We start from the raw sequence: 18599 nt of genomic DNA, 5'->3' as shown, positions 1-18599 counted from the left end.
TTCTTAGAAAATAGAAGCTAGAAGCGCCTCCAATGTGAGGCGCTTTTTTGTTTCTGGGCTTTTTGTTGCTGGATCGCTATTTACTAAACCGAACAGTTACATATTTTCTTCAGCAAACTCGGCCAGTCGGCTTCGTACCACACCATTGAGGTGAATATTAGCACTGCCTTCGAAGTCTTTAAAACGCTCGACCATGTAGGTTAAGCCTGAAGTTACAGGGGTTAAGTAGGATGAATCTATCTGAGCTAGGTTTCCTGAACAGACGATCTTGGTGCCTTCACCACAACGGGTGATGATGGTTTTGATTTGTGAAGCGGTGAGGTTCTGACACTCATCCAAAAGGACAAAGGCATTTTGAATTGAGCGGCCTCGCATGAAGTTAATCGATTTGAACTGGATATTGGCTTTGTCACAGATGTACTTCATTGACCCTTCGGTGCAGTGATCGTTCTTGTGCAGAGCTTCCAGTGTATCGGTCACTGCCGCTAACCAAGGCAGCATTTTTTCTTCCTCGGTGCCGGGAAGGAACCCAATCGACTCACCGATATCGGGCGTGTTTCGGGTTACGATGATCTTATCGAAATGTTTACGCTCAATGGTTTGTTCAAGCGCGGCAGCCATGGCTAACAGTGTCTTACCACTCCCGGCAGCCCCCGTTAGTATTACAAGGTCAATATCAGGATCGAGTAGGGCATCGATCGCCATACCTTGGTAGATGTTTTTCGGTGTAATGTCCCACGCTCTGCGGTTCATTAACCGTTCGCGACTGAGATCTCTTAAAGTGATGGTTTCGGTTTCAATCTCTTCGACACGAGCGGCAAAGTCACTCTCCTCGTCAATCACATATTGGTTGAGAAAGGTCGGTTCGAAAGGCCCTCTTGCTAGGGTGTGTAACGTTTTTCCCCCTAAAGCCTTACTCTCGACATTATCGATGCCATCCCAAAATGCCCCTTCAAGTTGTTGAAAGCCTTTAGTCAGGTATTGGATATCATCAATCAGTTGGTCTGTTTGATAATCTTCAACAAAGCGAACGCCAGCGCCTTTTGCTCGTAAGCGCATGTTGATGTCTTTGGTGATGAGAACCACTTCGCGCGGCGCACGTTTGTTCTGAAGGTATAAAACAGCGTTGAGGATTCGGTTATCGCCGGCCTTGTCGTCGGCAAAGGCTTTGACGCTTTCTTGAAGTTCGTAGTCAGCGAGTATTGAAATACTGCCAGATGCGTTAATGTCTTGAGAAAAAGGAATGCCTTCCGATATTTGGTCTGGTGTGGCTTCCCTGAATAAGTCTTCGAGCGTTCGAATCGCAATTCTTGCATCTCGAGCAACGTCTCTTTTACTGTCTTTGATTCTGTCGAGTTCTTCTAGCACTGTCATCGGAATAACGACATCGTGCTCTTGGAAAGAAAATATAGCGAAGGGTTCGTGAAGTAGGATATTAGTATCTAAAACAAATAGCTTCCGGTTGGTCTCGCTCATAGCATCTCCTTGCCGACATGCGGCTGCTTTGCATCCATTGAACGTAGATAAAGCTCATATAAAGGTTAGTATCTCACTAAGGTTATAGTCAACTACTCACCTAAACTTCATCTAAAGGAATATCGACATATCGTTGTGGGTGGATATCGAGTATTCATTTGAGAGCAGCAATCTGCTACCTGTAGATTAACCATGATTTTTTGACAGTTTGATTGCATTAGCGAAAACAGAAAAAAAGTATGAAATCATGTCCTTTAGGCGTGACCTAAATCACAGCATCGAGTAAGATTAGCGACCTTTTTCTGCACCATTTCCTCAAGATATTTATTATCGAGAGCGCACTTAAAAAGTGGCTGCAAACTAGGCATCTTTGGCTATATTTTTAATTCAGGAGCGAAAACGTTCTTGTTTAAGATTGCAGTTCAAATGACCAAATTCCAACTATAAGATTGAGGTAGTCGATTCATGACATTTGCTTTGGGGCAACGCTGGATAAGCGATACGGAGAGCGATTTAGGTTTAGGTACCGTTGTAGCAATGGATGCTCGAACAGTGACAGTAATGTTTGCAGCGTCAGAAGAAAATCGTGTGTACGCACGTACTGATGCTCCCGTAACCCGAGTAACGTTTAATATAGGCGATGTCATCGAATGCCAAGAAGGTTGGTCTTTATCTGTCGAAGAAATTATCGAAGATAAAGGGCTGCTGACTTACTTAGGTACTCGCGAAGATACCCAAGAAACAGAGGTGACTCTGCGTGAAATATTCTTAAGCAATCAAATCCGCTTTAACAAACCGCAAGACAAACTGTACGCGGGGCAAATCGATCGTATGGATAACTTTGTCCTACGTTACCGCGCGTTAAGCAACCAATACCAACAACACAAAAGCCCAATGCGTGGCTTGTGTGGTATGCGTGCTGGCTTGATCCCTCATCAGTTGTACATTGCTCATGAAGTCGGTCGCCGTCATGCTCCACGTGTTTTACTTGCTGATGAAGTTGGCTTAGGTAAAACAATCGAAGCGGGTATGATCATCCACCAACAAGTCTTATCTGGTCGCGCTGATCGCATTCTGATTGTGGTGCCTGAAACTCTTCAACACCAATGGTTAGTTGAGATGATGCGTCGTTTCAACCTGCACTTCTCGATCTTCGATGAAGAGCGCTGTATTGAAGCCTTTGCCGAATCGGATAACCCATTCGATACACAACAATACGTTCTGTGTTCTTTGGATTTCCTACGTAAGAGCCGCAAGCGCTACGAACAAGCACTTGAAGGTGAGTGGGATCTGTTGGTTGTCGATGAAGCGCACCACCTTGAGTGGAGCCAAGACAAACCAAGTCGCGAATACCAAGTGGTTGAAGGTTTGGCTGAAAATACCTCTGGTGTACTACTGTTAACCGCAACACCGGAACAGCTGGGTCGTGAGAGTCACTTTGCGCGTCTGCGTCTGCTTGATCCTGACCGTTTCTATGATTACGAAGCATTCGTTGAAGAAGAAGATCAATACGCGCCCGTTGCTGATGCAGTCACTGCATTGTTCTCAGGCGTGAAGCTTGAAAATAGCGCCAAAAATCAGATTACAGAGCTTCTTTCTGAGCAAGATGTTGAGCCTTTGTTCCGTATCATCGAAGGTGATAGCAGCGAAGAAGAACAAGCGTTAGCGCGCCAAGAGCTAATTGATAACCTGATGGACCGCCATGGTACTGGTCGTGTTCTATTTAGAAACACGCGTGCAGCAATCAAAGGCTTCCCTAAGCGTAATGTAAACCTACTGCCGATGGACATTCCAACGCAGTACACAACATCTATGCGTGTATCAGGCATGATCGGTGGCAAAATGGCCCCTGAAGCTCGTGCGATGAAGATGCTTTATCCAGAAGAGATTTTCCAAGAGTTTGAAGGTGAAGATTCAAGCTGGTGGCAGTTCGATTCACGAGTGAACTGGTTGATTGAAAAGATCCAAGACAAGCGTAGCGAAAAGATCCTAGTGATCGCTTCGCGTGCGAGTACGGCTCTTCAATTAGAGCAAGCACTGCGTGAGCGTGAAGGTGTGCGTGCAACGGTATTCCACGAAGGCATGTCTATTTTAGAGCGTGATAAAGCGGCGGCTTACTTTGCTCAAGAAGAGGGCGGTGCTCAGGTTCTTATCTGTAGCGAGATCGGTTCTGAAGGTCGTAACTTCCAGTTTGCAAACCAGTTAGTGATGTTCGACTTACCGTTCAACCCAGATTTGCTTGAGCAACGTATTGGTCGTTTGGACCGTATCGGTCAGCTTCGTGATATCGACATTCATGTTCCTTACCTAAAAGGCACATCGCAAGCGATTCTAGCGCGTTGGTTCGATGAAGGTCTGAACGCATTTGCAGAGACTTGTCCAACAGGTCGCACAGTTTACGATAAGTATTCTGATGTTCTAATCGAAATGCTAGCTTCTGGTAATACCGAGCAACTTGATGAAGTAATTGAAGAGTCTGCCAAGCTAAACCAAAGCCTGAAATCAGATCTAGAAAAGGGCCGAGATCGCCTACTCGAGATGCATTCAAATGGTGGCGAAAAAGCGCATGAGATTGCAGAAAAGATCGCGTCTACTGACGGTGATACTAACCTAGTGTCTTTTGCTCTGAGTCTGTTCGATACCATTGGTTTGAACCAAGACGACAAAGGTGAGAATGCTCTAGTCGTAACACCTTCTGAGCACATGATGGTTCCAAGCTACCCAGGCTTACCTTATGAAGGTGCAACCATCACGTTTGATCGTGAAACTGCACTTTCTCGTGAAGACATGAATTTTATTAGCTGGGAACACCCAATGATTCAGGGCGGTATTGATCTGCTATTGAGTGAAGGTGTCGGTGCTTCTGCGGTATCTCTGCTTAAGAACAAAGCTCTACCCGTGGGAACTATCCTGCTTGAGTTGGTTTACCTTGTGGATGCGCAAGCACCAAAGCGCAGCGGTATCAGTCAGTTCTTACCTAAGACACCAATTCGCTTGATGATGGATGGTCGTGGTAACGACTTATCAGCTCAGGTTGAGTTTGACAGCTTTAACCGTCAACTAAGTCCTGTAAACCGTCATTTAGCGAGCAAGCTCGTGAATTCGGTACAAGGTGAGATTCATAAGCTTATCGAAGCGGGTGAGGCGCACGTGGTTCCTAAAGTGGAAGAAGTGCGTGAACAAGCTCAAAGAGATATGCAGACTAATCTGAACGGTGAATTAGAGCGTCTACAAGCGCTTAAAGCCGTGAACCCTAATATTCGTGATGAAGAGCTAGAGGTTATCGAAGCTCAAATCAATGAACTGACGGGTTACATCAGCAAAGCTCAGTTTCAGTTAGATTCACTACGTTTGATTGTGGTTTCTCATAACTAAGCCAAGAACTGGTATATCGCTAGCTTAACGCTTTAACGAAATAAGGCCTTCATTGCGAAGGCCTTATTTGTATCTGTAGTTTGGTTAAGAGTTCGGTTAACAGTTTAGCTAATAATTTGGAGAGCTGATTACATCAACCATTTCCACCAAACGAATAGAGCTAAGAAACCAAACAAGTAAGTAAGACCAGCTATCGATAACCATTTTAGTTTTGGACCAATCGCAAGCACTTCCGGAAGCTTAGCTTTGTTTACCAAGATGAAGTTAAGTAGGGCGAAGAATGGCGTAGTTACAAACGCAAGTACCATCGCAAAATCGAGCATTGGCATCAGTGCTGCGCTGAAGAACATCACAATTGCCAATGCCGCGATAGAAACAATGATGATCCAGCCTTGCAGCATTCTTGGGCTCGATTCTTTTTTCAATAACAGGCGCTGTGATTCTGCAAGCACACGTGAATAGCCATCGATAACGGTAATGGTACTGCCAAAAATACAGAAGAAGGCGATAAGTGCGATTAATGGACGAGACCATTCGCCAATTGTCGAGGCGTAGATGCCGACTAATTGATGAGTGAAGCCAACACCTGAGCGAGACAGTTCAACACCTGAGCCGTGAAGTACTAGGGCGCCTAACGCGACAAATACCAGCGCCAGTAATGCTGTACCAATGTAGCCTACGTTGAAATCAAACAATGCTGATTGAGCGGTCACTTCTTGTTTCTCTTTTTGGCTTTTTAACCACATTGAGGTGATGCTTGATATCTCGATAGGCGCAGGCATCCAACCCATGGTTACCACGATAAAGCCAATAGCAGCCAATGACCAAGGCGACGGTGGAACAAATGCAGCGTCAGGTTCGACTGGAGAGCCAATAGCGATAGCCACAGCAGCTAGAGTAGTGATGGTCAGGATCGCCATGATCGCTTTAGATAGCGTATCAAGAGCTCGATAGTGACCCGCAAATAGAATGACCAAACACGTTGCTAAAACAATCATGCAAAGTGTGCTGGTGGCTAAATCGAAAGGGATAAAGTAGCTGAGTAAGCTTGCGCTGAATAACAGTAAGGCTGCCGTATTCACAACCGCGGAAATCGCACTCAAAATAGAAAAGATCACAAGGTAAGGGCGACCTAAGTTAGAGTAACCTTCAACTAAGCTTTGACCCGTGCCCAATGTATATTGGATGCCCGCTTTAAAGAACGGGTACTTAAACACGTTAACAAGGATAATAAGAGCGGCAAGTTGCCAACCATAAATGGCACCAGCTTTAGTGGATGCAACTAAGTGCGATCCTCCTACAGCTGCAGCAGCCATCATAATACCTGGGCCAAGAGACTTAATTAAAGTTGATAGGGGGGCAGAGGTTTGTGCTTCTTTTGTGGTTGTTTTAACCGTACTTTCCATCATTTTTCCTTTGATGCTGACTTCTTATTTTCCGTTACCTTATCAATACCATGTTTTGTAAGGTCGTCAACTTTTATGTACAAAAATGATGGAAATTGTATTTTTTTATAAACAAGTTAACCGTAAATTATTATTCAACCGTAACTAGAGGCTGGAATGGCATTAGAACAATACGTACCACCGCGTGAACCTTGGATTGATATTATTTATCAAGATGACGATATTCTAGTTGTGAACAAGCCTTCGGGTCTGCTTTCTGTGCCGGGTAGGTTACCAGAGCATTACGATAGTATGTGGAGTCGGCTTGTCGAAGGGTTTCCGGAGGTTCAGGTTGTACATCGACTGGATATGTCGACATCTGGCTTGATGTTATTGGTCAAGCACAAACAAGCTGAGCGTCATTTAAAAAAGCAGTTTCAATACCGGCTGACACACAAACTCTATTACGCCCGAGTATGGGGTTCAGTAGAAGAAAAAGAAGGTTTGATAGACCTTCCGCTTATTTGTGATTGGCCAAATCGACCAAGACAAAAAGTGTGTTTTGAAGATGGCAAATCATCTCAGACTCGTTATGTCGTCGAACAACAAGAGCCTCAAACCACACTGTTGAAGCTGCTTCCTATCACGGGTCGTTCACATCAATTGCGTGTGCATTGTATGGAGCTCGGCTTTCCAATCGTGGGTGATGAGTTTTATGCAAAGCCAGACGCGTTTAAATATAGCGACAGGTTAGCTTTGCACGCTTGTGAACTGAGCTTTTATCATCCAGCGAATGACGAACTCTTCACAGCCTTTGTTCCATGTGATTTTTACCCTCAAGCATCACCACAAATTGAACAGCACTTTGAAATTGCGCCCGAGCTTCCAGACTACAGTAAGCTAAAAGCTTAGAATGATTCAATTGACATAAATTCAAGGACGTACAATGCCGAAGTTGAAAGTGGTCTTCCTCGATAGAGCCACCATCCCATCTCAAATTCATTTAAAACCTCTCAGCTTTGAACATCAATGGGTTGAGTATGACTTCACGGCACCAGAGCAAGTGCCTGAGCGAGTTGAAGGCGCTGACGTGGTTATTACCAACAAGGTCGTACTTAACAAATCGAATTTGTCTCAAGCACAACAACTTAAGTTAATAGCCGTTTCTGCGACGGGTGTGAACAATGTCGATGTTGGTTACTGTAATAGCAAGAATATCGCCGTTACCAATGTGCAAGGCTATGCGACTCAATCGGTGCCTGAACATGTTATCGCGATGCTGTTTGCATTAAAGCGAAACCTTGTTGGTTACCATCAGGATATTGAATCTGGCGAGTGGCAAAAGGATAAACAGTTCTGTTTCTTTACTCATCCGATTCAAGATGTTGCAGGCAGTACATTAGGCTTAATCGGTAGTGGTGGCTTAGGACAAGCAACGGCGATATTGGCTAAAGCGATTGGTATGAACGTCATCTTTGCAGAGCGTAAAGGGGCCGATTCTTGTCGAGAGGGATATCTACCTTTTGATACGGTGTTACAACAAGCAGATGCAATCAGCTTACATTGTCCATTGACCGAAGCGACCCTAGATCTGATTTCAGTGCGAGAGCTAACATTGATGAAACCAACTGCGGTTTTGATTAATGCGGGTCGTGGAGGATTAGTGAATGAACAAGCCTTGGTTGACGCTTTAAAAAATCACGAGATTGCGGGCGCGGGTATGGATGTGTTCACACAAGAACCCGCAGACAACTCGAATCCATTGTTGGCTAATAGTCATTTACCAAACTTGTTACTAACACCTCACGTCGCATGGGGCAGTGATAGTGCAATTCAAAAGTTGTCGGATATTTTAATGGACAACATCGAGGCATTTGTCGCGGGTAAGTCGCAGAATCTAGTGAGTTAGTGAGTTAGTGAGTTAGTGAGTTAGAGAGTTAGTGAGTAGGTTCATGATATGAACGACTTAGCGGGTGTTACTTAAGTCGTCGCAGAAATAAAAAAGGTTGGCTTTAGGCCAACCTTTTTAGGTATTTATCTTAACGTTTATTGGGTGGGTTAGCCTTGAGGCTTAACGACCAATACATTGATTGGTGAGTTCTGTACGACTTTGCTTGCCACTGAACCCAGTACCACTTTATCGATCTTCGAACGTTTATGACTAGGCATGACGATAAGGTCGGCACCAAGTTTTTCTGCGTAATCTAGAATCGTTGTGTAGGTTTTGCCTTCGGCAACGTGAACCTTATACACGACTTCATCATCGATGTGTTTGTCTGCAAACTCTTTCAGCTGATTTTTAACATCAAGCTTCATTTGGTTCGCGGCGTCTTTCGGGAAGTAAGACGCAACCATTGACATATGAATGCCTGGAAGAACGTTCAGAATGTGGATTTGCGCATTACTGTGTTTTGCGTGCCATACCGCTAGCTCAACTGCTTTATCAGAAAAGCCTTTGTCGTTTAGATCAACGGGAACAAGGATTTGTCTATACATGTATTCGTCTCTTTTTGAGCTGCGCTTAGTACACACTAAGCGCTGTAATTATCTTTTCCATGTAGTAAAAAAGCCAAATAGAGTAGAGCGTTACTTGGCTCTATCCATTACGCGCTAATCTCATCCTTACGAGCACGCCTTCTTTGGTTCATTGCTAAACCAATCAAAATCAGTAGGGCAGGTAAGAATACCCACTCTTTCATCGGTCTTTCTGCGTCTTGGATAACTGATTTAATTTCCCAATCAAAGTCAATGCCAGCGGCTTCTGCTGGGCTACCAAACTCAACCATATCAACAATCATTTTGTCGTCAGCTTGTGTCAGCATTAAGCCCATTGAAGCAATGCGGTCTTCACTTGTTGTCGCAGAATCTTCAAACGGAAGGCGAACCGTCTTCTCAGAATAGTTACCTTCTAAGTTTTCGCCACCTACTCTCAATTCAAGTGATTGTCCCACAGATAAGTTTTCTGTGATTTGAGCAATCTCAACTCCAGGTGAAAGAACTTTCTCTGGATAAATCATGTCCCACCAGAAGCCTGGGCGGAAGAAAGAGAAAGTTAGAACTAATAATAGGATCGTTTCCCACCATTTGTTCTTGGTAAACCACCAACCTTGCGTTGCAGCGGCAAAGATAAGTACCGCAGTCACAGAAGAGAAAATAGTTAGGAATAGATGCCACCAAGAATCAATGCCCATCAACAATAGTTGGGTATTGAAAATGAACATGAATGGCAATATCGCGGTCCGGATATCATAGGTAAAACCTTGAATACCCGTTCGAATTGGATCTGATTTCGCAATCGCGGCGGCCGCAAAGGCTGCCAAACCTACTGGTGGTGTATCATCAGCTAAGATACCGAAGTAGAACACAAACAAGTGAACCGCAATCAATGGAATGATCAGGCCGTGTGCTGCACCTAGGGTTACAATTACCGGAGCCATCAACGTTGATACAACAATGTAGTTCGCCGTTGTTGGTAAGCCCATACCTAAGATCAAGCTGATTACCGCAGTGAATAGCAACATAAGAATGATGCTACCGCCTGAGATAAACTCAACGAAGTCAGTCATTACCAAGCCGATACCCGTCAGAGTCACCACGCCGACAACCGTACCTGCAGCCGCTGTCGCTACGCCGATACCGATCATGTTACGTGCGCCTGAAACCAAGCTCTCTAGTAAGTCAACAAAGCCCGCTTTAGTCTGCTCTGCAAGATCGTCCGATTTGTTCATCAGAGTCATCAAAGGACGCTGTGTGATCAAAATGAAGATCATGAATACAGTTGCCCAAAACGCAGATAGACCTGGAGAGAAGCGCTCTACAGTCAGACACCAAACAAGAACCACAATAGGCAGTAAGAAGTGCAGGCCAGATTTAATCGTTGGACCTGGATCGGGAACTTCTGTTAGCTCGGCATCGATGTCCATACCACCTTCAGCGGCATATTTTGCTGAAACTCGAACCAAGGCAACATAAGCGATCAATAGAGCAACAGTAACCATTGGGGTTGCTGCATCGCCAAAGACATCTTTCGTCCAACCGACACCGTAGTAAACCGCAGCACTGATCACGCATAGCCCAAGAATGGTGCCTGTGAATGAAAGTAAGCTTTGTACGATAGTGGGTGTGTGACGACGAGGTAAGCCAGTCATACCTGCTTTACATGCTTCTAAGTGAACAATGTAAATCAAGGCGATGTAAGAGATAAGAGCAGGCAATAGCGCCGCTTTAATCACTTCTACGTACGAGATGCCTACATATTCCACCATTAAGAATGCAGCAGCACCCATGATTGGTGGGGTCAATTGACCATTCGTTGACGCGGCAACTTCTACAGCACCGGCTTTTTCACCTGAGAATCCGACTCTTTTCATTAGAGGGATCGTGAAAGTACCTGTGGTTACTACGTTAGCGATAGATGAACCAGACACTAGGCCAGATAGACCAGAAGCAACAACCGCCGCTTTTGCAGGGCCGCCTTTCATGTGGCCAAGCAAGGAGAATGCGACTTTGATGAAGTAAGCACCTGCGCCAGCACGCTCTAGCATTGCACCAAACAATACAAACAAGAATACGAATGACGTTGATACGCCAAGAGCAACACCGAATACACCTTCTGTTGTTAACCACAGATGCGACATTGCCTTGTTCAGGCTCGCACCTTTATGGGCGATAACGTCTGGCATGTGTGGACCGCCAAAGGTGTAAAGTAAGAATACTGCCGCCACAACCATAAGAGGTGGACCTAAAGCGCGTCGCGTTGCTTCAAGCAGTAGAACCATACCGATTACCGCCGCAACAATATCAAATGTTGTTGGAGCGCCAGAACGCTCAGCGAGTTCAGTATAGAAAATATAGATATAAGAAGCGGCAAAACTACCTGCCAACGCTAATACCCAATCTATCGCAGGGATACGATCCCGTGGCGAATTCTTCATGGCTGGATAAGCGGTAAAAGCTAGGAAAATAGCAAAAGTAAGGTGAATTGCTCGAGCTTCAGTGTCGTTTAAAATCGCGAAGTTAAAAATGAACGGTAGCGGAGATGCATACCAAAGTTGGAACAGTGACCAACATAGAGGCACAAACCATAAAATACGACCTTGGAAACCGCGAGGGCTACGCGCGCCAGTGTCTGATTGTGCCACCATTTCTTGCACATCTGGAGACGGTGATGTTGTCTGCGTCATGTACTTTATCCTTATTATTGATGGTCTGCCTTTCTTACGAACAACGAGACGTTATTTATTTCCTATCTAGTGTAGTGAATTGACAGGAAAATGCGTTTTGTTCGTCTTTGTCTTAGGCTTGATACGAAGGTAAGTTCGCCAAATTGGAGAAACTTAAAGGTTTGTTTCTTTCCACTTAGATTATTTTTATAAAACGTGAAAAGCCAATAAGGAGGACATGCCTCCTTATTGGTAGAGCAGGCTTAAAGTAGAATTACTTTAGAAGGCCTACTTCTTTGTAGTATTTTACTGCGCCAGGGTGAAGTGGGATTGAGATACCCGCTTTAACCATGTCTTCTTTCTTCAGGTTAGCAAATGCTGGGTGCAGGCGTTTGAATGTAGCGAAGTTTTCAAATACTGCTTTAGCAACGTTGTATGCTACTTCATCAGAAACGTCAGACGTTGTTACCATTGTTGCTGCAACACCGAAGCTGTTTACGTCAGCATCTGTACCACGGTACATGCCAGCCGGAACTGTGCTGTATGCGTAGTATGGGTTTTCAGCTACGATTTTGTCGATCTGTGGACCGGTTGCTGAAACCAATTTTGCATCACAAGAAGTTGTTGCTTCTTTGATTGATCCGTTCGGGTGACCAACCATGTAGATGAATGCATCAATCTTGTTGTCACAAAGTGCTTGTGAGCGCTCTGAACCTTTCAGTTCAGAAGCAAGCTTGAAGCTGTCGTTCGTCCAACCCATCGAGTCCATTACAACACCCATCGTTGCACGGTCACCAGAACCTGGATTCCCAATGTTTACACGCTTACCAGCTAGGTCAGACACATTGTTGATGCCTGCATCGGTACGAGCGATGATGTTGAACGGTTCTGTATGTAGAGAGAACATAGCGCGAAGTTTTTTGTATTCGCCCTGATCTTTGAACTTACTTGTACCGTTGTAGCCGTGGTATTGCCAGTCTGATTGAACAACACCGAAATCTAGTTCACCAGCACGGATGGTGTTAACGTTGTAGATTGAACCACCAGTAGACTCTACAGAACAACGAATGTTGTGGTCTTTGCGGCCCTTGTTCACTAGCTTACAAATTGCACCACCCGTTGGGTAGTAAACACCTGTAACTGAACCAGTACCAATTGTGATGAACTCTTGAGCGTTAACTGCGCCAGCGCCCATTACAGCAGCTGCAATAGCACCAACTTTAATAAGTTTGGTAAATGCCATGAATTTCCCTTCCTTTATTCATTATTAACCCTGAAACAAGTGTAGTTGCTTCTGGAGTTTCCTATTTGGAAACGGCATCTTTTTCAATCCATGTGATGAAAAAGTGTCTGAATAATATCAAAAATTGGCAGAAAATTACTCGAATGTTAAAAGATATAGCTAATAAATCTAACAAATGAGGCTTAGATATCGTGTTTAATTTGCTACTGATTTTTTTAAAATCAATGGTTTAGTGTGGATAATAGGGCGGGGAGGTAGATATTCTAGGATGTGATTTGGATCACGAAGCGAATAGATATTCGTGATCCATTAGTATGCTTGATAGTTATGAAACTGTGAGTAATTACCCTGCGTATTCAAACAGTTCGCAGACTGAATCGAACAATTGCTTAGTGGTTACTGTCAAGGTTGGGGTAATGAAGATCGTATCATCGCCTGCGACTACACCCAGTATGCCTTCCGACTTACCTAATGAGTCTAATAGACGAGCAATAAGTTGTGCTGCACCGGGGCCTGTGTGTATCACAACTAACGCATTGTTGTGGTCAATATCTAGTACTAATTCTCTTAGAGAACTCGAAACGGTTGGAACGCCAAGCTCAGCTGGAAGGCAGTAAACCATCTCCATTTTTGCATTGCGAGTTCGAACAGCACCAAACTTGGTTAACATACGCGAAACTTTAGATTGGTTGATGCTTTCAAAACCTTCATTTTTGAGGGCGTCAACAATTTCACCTTGTGAACCAAAACGTTCTTCTTTTAATAGAGATTTAAAAGCGCGAACTAAGTTGTCTTGTTTTTCTGTATTGCGCATATGTCATTCTTATTTATTAATAAAGATATTTGCATATTCTCGCATACATATTCAATTTTAGCCAAAACATCACAATAATTTGTTAGTCATATCACTGTAAATTTTTAATAGAATAATATGCCATTTACGATGACTTGTTTTGTTATTTCAGTCGATTATCGCCATAATGCGAACTTGCTGTGTAGCACGGTTTTATTGACTTGCGCGAAGTCGCAAAGCTAGCGTTAATTGATTGTAATCACTTTGTGATTAATATAGTTTTTTAATCATAATTTAGCTTTTTAGCCTTAATTAGCTCAAGAACTACCCTACAAAGAATCTATAAGAGAAAGCTCTCAAGGAGAATAACAATGAAAGTAGCTGTTATTGGTGCCGCTGGTGGCATCGGTCAAGCCCTAGCCCTACTACTAAAGAACCGCCTACCTGCTGGTTCAGATCTTGCACTTTACGACATTGCACCGGTAACACCGGGTGTCGCTGCCGATCTTAGCCATATCCCAACGCCTGTTTCGATCAAAGGTTACGCGGGCGAAGATCCAACGCCAGCACTAGAAGGTGCGGATGTTGTGCTTATTTCTGCGGGTGTTGCTCGTAAGCCTGGTATGGATCGTGCGGATCTTTTCAATGTGAACGCTGGCATTGTTAAGTCTCTTGCAGAGAAAGTCGCAGTTACTTGTCCTACTGCTTGTGTTGGTATTATCACTAACCCAGTAAACACAACAGTACCAATCGCTGCTGAAGTACTTAAGAAAGCGGGCGTTTACGACAAGCGTCGTTTATTTGGTATTACGACTCTTGATGTGATTCGTTCTGAAACGTTCGTTGCTGAACTGAAAGATAAAGATCCAGGTGACATCCGTGTTCCTGTTATCGGCGGCCACTCTGGTGTAACGATTCTTCCTCTTCTTTCTCAAGTTGAAGGTGTTGAGTTCACTGACGAAGAAATCGCAGCGCTAACGACTCGTATCCAAAATGCAGGTACTGAAGTAGTAGAAGCGAAAGCGGGTGGCGGCAGTGCAACTCTATCTATGGGTCAAGCGGCTTGTCGCTTCGGTCTTGCTCTAGTGAAAGCACTTCAAGGCGAAGAGAATGTTATTGAGTGTGCATACGTTGAAGGTGAAGGCGAGCACGCACCATTCTTCGCTCAACCAGTTAAACTAGGCAAAGAGGGCGCAGAAGCGATCCTTAGCTATGGTGAGCTGAGTGATTTCGAACGCAACGCATTAGACAGCATGCTTGAAACGTTGAACGGCGATATTGAAATCGGTGTTGAGTTCGCTAAATAAGCGTCACACCATTTAATCTAATTGACGAAGCCGATCATTATGGTCGGCTTTTTTGATCCTTGGACTCAAGTCATTCGTAGTTCCTTCTATAATTAAAGTAAAGGGGAAGGTCATGTCTAGTGTTCAAAAGGGTATGAATGTCGAGTATTTGGGGCGTTTAGGAAAAATATTGGTCATTGATGAACAAGAGCAATATGCCTTGGTAGAGACCTACAATGGTCATGATCAGTACGCAGTGCCAATGGCTGAGCTTGAAGAGGTTGAAGCTGAGCAGCCATTATCGTTAGAATCAAGCCGATACTGAATTTAGCTTCAGTGCAGTTAAAACCAAAAAAAGAGCCTCAAGGCTCTTTTTATCTATTTATACTGTGTAGTTTTTCTAAGGTAGGTGCCTTTGAATTATTTACTACGTTTAACAGCAAGATGAGCGAGCGTGGTTAATGCCTGCTTATATTCTGAGTCAGGAAGTACAGAAAGCTCAGAAATAGCCTTGTCTGCTTCTTCATAAGCTTTATTCGTTGTGTATTCTAAAGAGCCTGTCTCTTCCATCGCCACAAGAATATCTTTGAGCTTATCCATGCCGTTGGCTTTTTCAATTGCTTCACGAATCATGCTTGCTTGCTCTGGCGTACCATTGCGCATGGCATAAAGTAAAGGCAATGTTGGTTTGCCCTCAGCAAGATCGTCACCTACGTTCTTACCCATCTCTTTACCATCAGCAGTGTAATCCATCACATCATCAATCAACTGGAATGCGGTGCCTAGGTATTTACCATAGTTCTGCATTGCCGTTTCTATTTCTGGTGACGACTCTGTAAGAATAGCGCCGATTTGTGTCGCAGCTTCAAATAAGCGAGCGGTTTTAGAATAGATGACCTGCATATAGCTTTCTTCTGTCGTGTCCGGGTTATTACAGTTCATTAATTGTTGAACTTCACCTTCGGCAATCACGTTTACGGTTTCACTCATTAACTCAAGGATCCTTAAAGATCCTAGCGTCGTCATCATCTGGAATGAGCGAGTGTAAATAAAGTCCCCGACCAAAACGCTAGCGGCATTACCAAAAGCGGCATTGGCAGTCGCTTTACCACGTCTCATGTCCGATTCGTCGACGACATCATCATGAAGTAAAGTTGCTGTGTGAATAAACTCAATAAAGGCAGCAGAGGTGATATGAGCTTCACCTTGATAACCAAGAGCACGAGCAGATAAAAGAGCAAGCAAAGGGCGTAGGCGTTTGCCTCCACCGCTAACGATATAAAAACCAAGCTGGTTGATTAAACTTACGTCAGAATTAAGTTGGGCTTGAATTGTTTCATTCACTTTTGCCATATCATTGGCAGTAAGCGTTTGGATAGCTTTAAAATCCATTGTTCATCCGGCTGAAGTTAGACCCTGTAAGGCTTATACGTTGTATTTAATTGTTGAATAATACACTAAAAAACGTTGATTAATACATCACTTAAAGGCATGATTGCCGCACTTTTCTTTGGCGAACATGTTTTCGCCAATATTTTAAAAATATGGCTTGTCATAGCGGCATGATTCCCGTAGAATCTGCGCCCTATTGATTAGTTTAGCGCACACCCGAGTTGTACAATTAACAACCATAGGCTGTGCGGAAAAAGCGGAGTAAAATATGTACGCTGTTTTCCAATCTGGTGGCAAACAACACCGAGTAAGCGAAGGTCAAACACTTCGTTTAGAGAAATTAGACGTTGAAACTGGTGCAACTGTAGAATTTGATAAAGTTCTTCTTGTTGCTAACGGCGAAGAAATCGCTGTTGGTGCACCTCTTGTTGAAGGTGGCAAAGTTACTGCAGAAGTAGTACAACACGGTCGTGGCGATAAAGTTAAAATCGTTAAGTTCCGTCGTCGTAAGCACTCGCGTAAGCAAGCTGGTCACCGTCAGTGGTTCACAGAAGTGAAAATCACTGGCATTAACGCTTAAGTATTAGGAGAGTTTAACAATGGCACATAAAAAAGCTGGCGGTTCTACTAATAACGGCCGCGATTCAGAAAGCAAACGTCTTGGTGTTAAGCGTTTTGGTGGTGAATCTGTTCTTGCAGGTAACATCATCGTTCGTCAACGTGGTACTAAATTCCACGCTGGCACAAACGTTGGCATCGGTAAAGACCATACTCTTTTCGCTCTTACTGAAGGTAAAGTGAAATTTGCAGTAAAAGGTCCTAAAAACCGTAAGTTTGTAAGCATCGAAGCTGAGTAATTTAATCTTTTACTAGATTATATTTACATAGCTTTCAAGCTGAATTCAAAAGCCCTGCCGATTCGGCAGGGTTTTTTATTTATAGCGAGAATAAAAAAGTAGACGCTCTGGCTTTGGTTTTGAGAAGCTGTGTGGTTTTTGAGAAACCGTTTAGTTTTAAGAAGCCGTTTGTTTTTTAAGAAACAGAAAGCAAAGAACCTCTCCTTATTTGTTCCTTGGTTGCAGATCGATCTAGATCTTAGGTGATCGATCTAAACACGGATCTGCTAGAATTTATATCATTCCTTGATGAGTGATAACGCAACGTAAGTGCGGAGTTAAAAAATGAAATTCGTTGATGAAGCATCAGTAAAAATAGAAGCCGGTGATGGCGGTAATGGTACAGTAAGCTTTTGGCGCGAAAAATTCATCGCTAAAGGTGGTCCTGACGGTGGTGATGGCGGTGATGGTGGTGATGTTTACATTCAAGCGGATGAGAACTTAAACACACTGATCGATTACCGTTTCCAGCGTTTTTACAATGCAGAGCGTGGCGAAAATGGCCGCGGTGGTAACTGTACGGGTAAACGTGGTAAAGATATGACAATGAAAGTACCTGTAGGTACTCGCGCCGTTGATATCCACACTAATGAAGTCGTTGCTGAAGTTGCTGAACATGGCAAGAAAGTCATGGTTGGTAAAGGTGGTTGGCACGGTCTTGGTAACACGCGTTTTAAGTCGTCTGTTAACCGTGCTCCTCGTCAAAAGACAATGGGTACTAAAGGCGAAGTTCGTGAACTACGTTTAGAGCTTCTTCTATTAGCTGATGTTGGTATGCTTGGCTTGCCAAATGCAGGTAAATCTACCTTTATTCGCTCAGTATCTGCTGCGAAACCAAAAGTGGCTGATTACCCATTTACTACGTTGATCCCAAGCTTGGGTGTAGTGAGTGTGGTTCCTGAAAAGAGCTTCGTAGTTGCTGATATTCCAGGTCTAATCGAAGGCGCAGCTGATGGTGCTGGCCTTGGTATTCGCTTCTTGAAGCACCTTGAGCGTTGTCGTGTTCTTCTGCACATGATCGATATTTTACCAATTGATGGTTCTGATCCTATTCAGAATGCATTGACGATCATCGATGAGCTTGAGCAGTACAGTGAGAAAGTTGCACAGAAACCTCGTTGGTTAGTGTTCAACAAAGTTGACCTAATGCCTGAAGAAGAAGCTGACGAAAAGATTCAAGAAATCGTCGAAGCTTTAGGTTGGGAAGGCGAGTACTTCAAGATCTCTGCTGTGAACAAAATAGGCACCAAAGATCTTTGCTTTAAACTGGGTGAGTTCATGGAGAACCTACCTCGTGAAGTTGAAGCTATTGAAGAAGAAGAAAAAGTTAACTTTATGTGGGATGACTACCATAAAGATGCGATGGCCGGTAAGAATGTCGTTACTGAAGATGACGACGACTGGGATGACTGGGATGACGAAGAAGATGACGGCCATGTTATCTATGTTCGTGACTAATCCTCGTTGTTTCTTATAAACACTTTGGTCGCTTTTTCTAAGATACGCTGATAGTTTTGTTAAACCGCAATGAAAATTGCGGTTTTTTTGTATCTAAATCATGACGTCACGTTGTTTTTTATGCAAAATTTAT

15 protein-coding genes are annotated in these 18599 nt (G+C 43.8%); 8 read left to right on the top strand and 7 right to left on the bottom strand.

Translation table 11 applies throughout. The annotated features are described in order from the left end of the window. Positions 1 to 96 precede the first annotated feature (96 nt). Positions 97 to 1476, bottom strand: coding sequence for a PhoH family protein (locus OCV36_RS14120; protein WP_135456146.1), 1380 nt, complete (start codon positions 1474 to 1476; stop codon positions 97 to 99). A 465-nt stretch (positions 1477 to 1941) separates the two neighbouring features. On the opposite strand from OCV36_RS14120, the gene rapA reads away from it, so the two are divergent. Then, positions 1942 to 4851, top strand: a complete 2910-nt coding sequence (gene rapA / locus OCV36_RS14115) for an RNA polymerase-associated protein RapA (protein WP_017073037.1) — start codon at positions 1942 to 1944, stop codon at positions 4849 to 4851. Positions 4852 to 4979: 128 nt separating this feature from the next. Here rapA and OCV36_RS14110 read toward each other — a convergent pair whose 3' ends face one another. Next, positions 4980 to 6257, bottom strand: coding sequence for an NRAMP family divalent metal transporter (locus OCV36_RS14110; protein WP_135456273.1), 1278 nt, complete (start codon positions 6255 to 6257; stop codon positions 4980 to 4982). 156 nt (positions 6258 to 6413) lie between these two features. Here OCV36_RS14110 and rluA point away from each other — a divergent pair, with 156 nt between their 5' ends. Together rluA and OCV36_RS14100 are read left to right on the top strand one after the other, a co-directional pair. Then, positions 6414 to 7148, top strand: coding sequence for a bifunctional tRNA pseudouridine(32) synthase/23S rRNA pseudouridine(746) synthase RluA (gene rluA, locus OCV36_RS14105; RefSeq protein ID WP_135456148.1), 735 nt, complete (start codon positions 6414 to 6416; stop codon positions 7146 to 7148). Between the two features lie 34 nt (positions 7149 to 7182). Next, positions 7183 to 8145 carry a D-2-hydroxyacid dehydrogenase gene (locus OCV36_RS14100; RefSeq protein WP_135456150.1) on the top strand — a complete coding sequence of 321 codons (963 nt, stop codon included), beginning with the start codon at positions 7183 to 7185 and terminating at the stop codon, positions 8143 to 8145. Between the two features lie 149 nt (positions 8146 to 8294). Here the strand turns inward: OCV36_RS14100 and OCV36_RS14095 are convergent, their stop codons facing one another. The 4 genes from OCV36_RS14095 to argR all read right to left on the bottom strand — a co-directional run bounded on the left by OCV36_RS14095 (position 8295) and on the right by argR (position 13455). Next, on the bottom strand, positions 8295 to 8732 hold the full coding sequence (locus tag OCV36_RS14095; protein ID WP_029224773.1) for a universal stress protein: 438 nt from the start codon (positions 8730 to 8732) through the stop codon (positions 8295 to 8297). Between the two features lie 107 nt (positions 8733 to 8839). Then, on the bottom strand, positions 8840 to 11419 hold the full coding sequence (locus OCV36_RS14090) for a TRAP transporter permease (RefSeq protein WP_135456152.1): 2580 nt from the start codon (positions 11417 to 11419) through the stop codon (positions 8840 to 8842). Positions 11420 to 11672: 253 nt separating this feature from the next. Continuing rightward, on the bottom strand, positions 11673 to 12641 hold the full coding sequence (locus OCV36_RS14085) for a TAXI family TRAP transporter solute-binding subunit (RefSeq protein ID WP_017073043.1): 969 nt from the start codon (positions 12639 to 12641) through the stop codon (positions 11673 to 11675). 343 nt (positions 12642 to 12984) lie between these two features. After that, complete coding sequence (gene argR / locus OCV36_RS14080) at positions 12985 to 13455, bottom strand: transcriptional regulator ArgR (RefSeq protein ID WP_017073044.1); 471 nt, start codon at positions 13453 to 13455, stop codon at positions 12985 to 12987. A 350-nt stretch (positions 13456 to 13805) separates the two neighbouring features. Here argR and mdh point away from each other — a divergent pair, with 350 nt between their 5' ends. Continuing rightward, positions 13806 to 14741 (top strand): malate dehydrogenase, encoded by a 936-nt coding sequence (gene mdh, locus OCV36_RS14075; protein WP_135456154.1) that lies wholly within the window; start codon positions 13806 to 13808, stop codon positions 14739 to 14741. Positions 14742 to 14853: 112 nt separating this feature from the next. Further along, positions 14854 to 15045, top strand: coding sequence for a hypothetical protein (locus OCV36_RS14070; protein ID WP_135456156.1), 192 nt, complete (start codon positions 14854 to 14856; stop codon positions 15043 to 15045). 95 nt (positions 15046 to 15140) lie between these two features. Here the strand turns inward: OCV36_RS14070 and ispB are convergent, their stop codons facing one another. Further along, the gene (gene ispB, locus OCV36_RS14065; protein WP_135456158.1) at positions 15141 to 16112 is read right to left on the bottom strand and encodes an octaprenyl diphosphate synthase; all 972 of its coding nucleotides are present in this window, start codon (positions 16110 to 16112) and stop codon (positions 15141 to 15143) included. 268 nt (positions 16113 to 16380) lie between these two features. Here ispB and rplU point away from each other — a divergent pair, with 268 nt between their 5' ends. The 3 genes from rplU to cgtA all read left to right on the top strand — a co-directional run bounded on the left by rplU (position 16381) and on the right by cgtA (position 18466). Next, positions 16381 to 16692 carry a 50S ribosomal protein L21 gene (gene rplU / locus OCV36_RS14060; protein ID WP_004740823.1) on the top strand — a complete coding sequence of 104 codons (312 nt, stop codon included), beginning with the start codon at positions 16381 to 16383 and terminating at the stop codon, positions 16690 to 16692. A gap of 19 nt (positions 16693 to 16711) precedes the next feature. Then, positions 16712 to 16969, top strand: a complete 258-nt coding sequence (gene rpmA / locus OCV36_RS14055; protein WP_004735905.1) for a 50S ribosomal protein L27 — start codon at positions 16712 to 16714, stop codon at positions 16967 to 16969. 324 nt (positions 16970 to 17293) lie between these two features. Further along, entirely contained in the window at positions 17294 to 18466 is a 1173-nt protein-coding gene (cgtA, locus tag OCV36_RS14050; RefSeq protein WP_017073047.1) for an Obg family GTPase CgtA, read from the top strand. Positions 18467 to 18599: the final 133 nt, after the last annotated feature.

Source organism: Vibrio echinoideorum (assembly GCF_024347455.1).
GTDB lineage: Bacteria > Pseudomonadota > Gammaproteobacteria > Enterobacterales > Vibrionaceae > Vibrio > Vibrio echinoideorum.
This window is presented reverse-complemented; position numbering and strand designations above follow the sequence as displayed.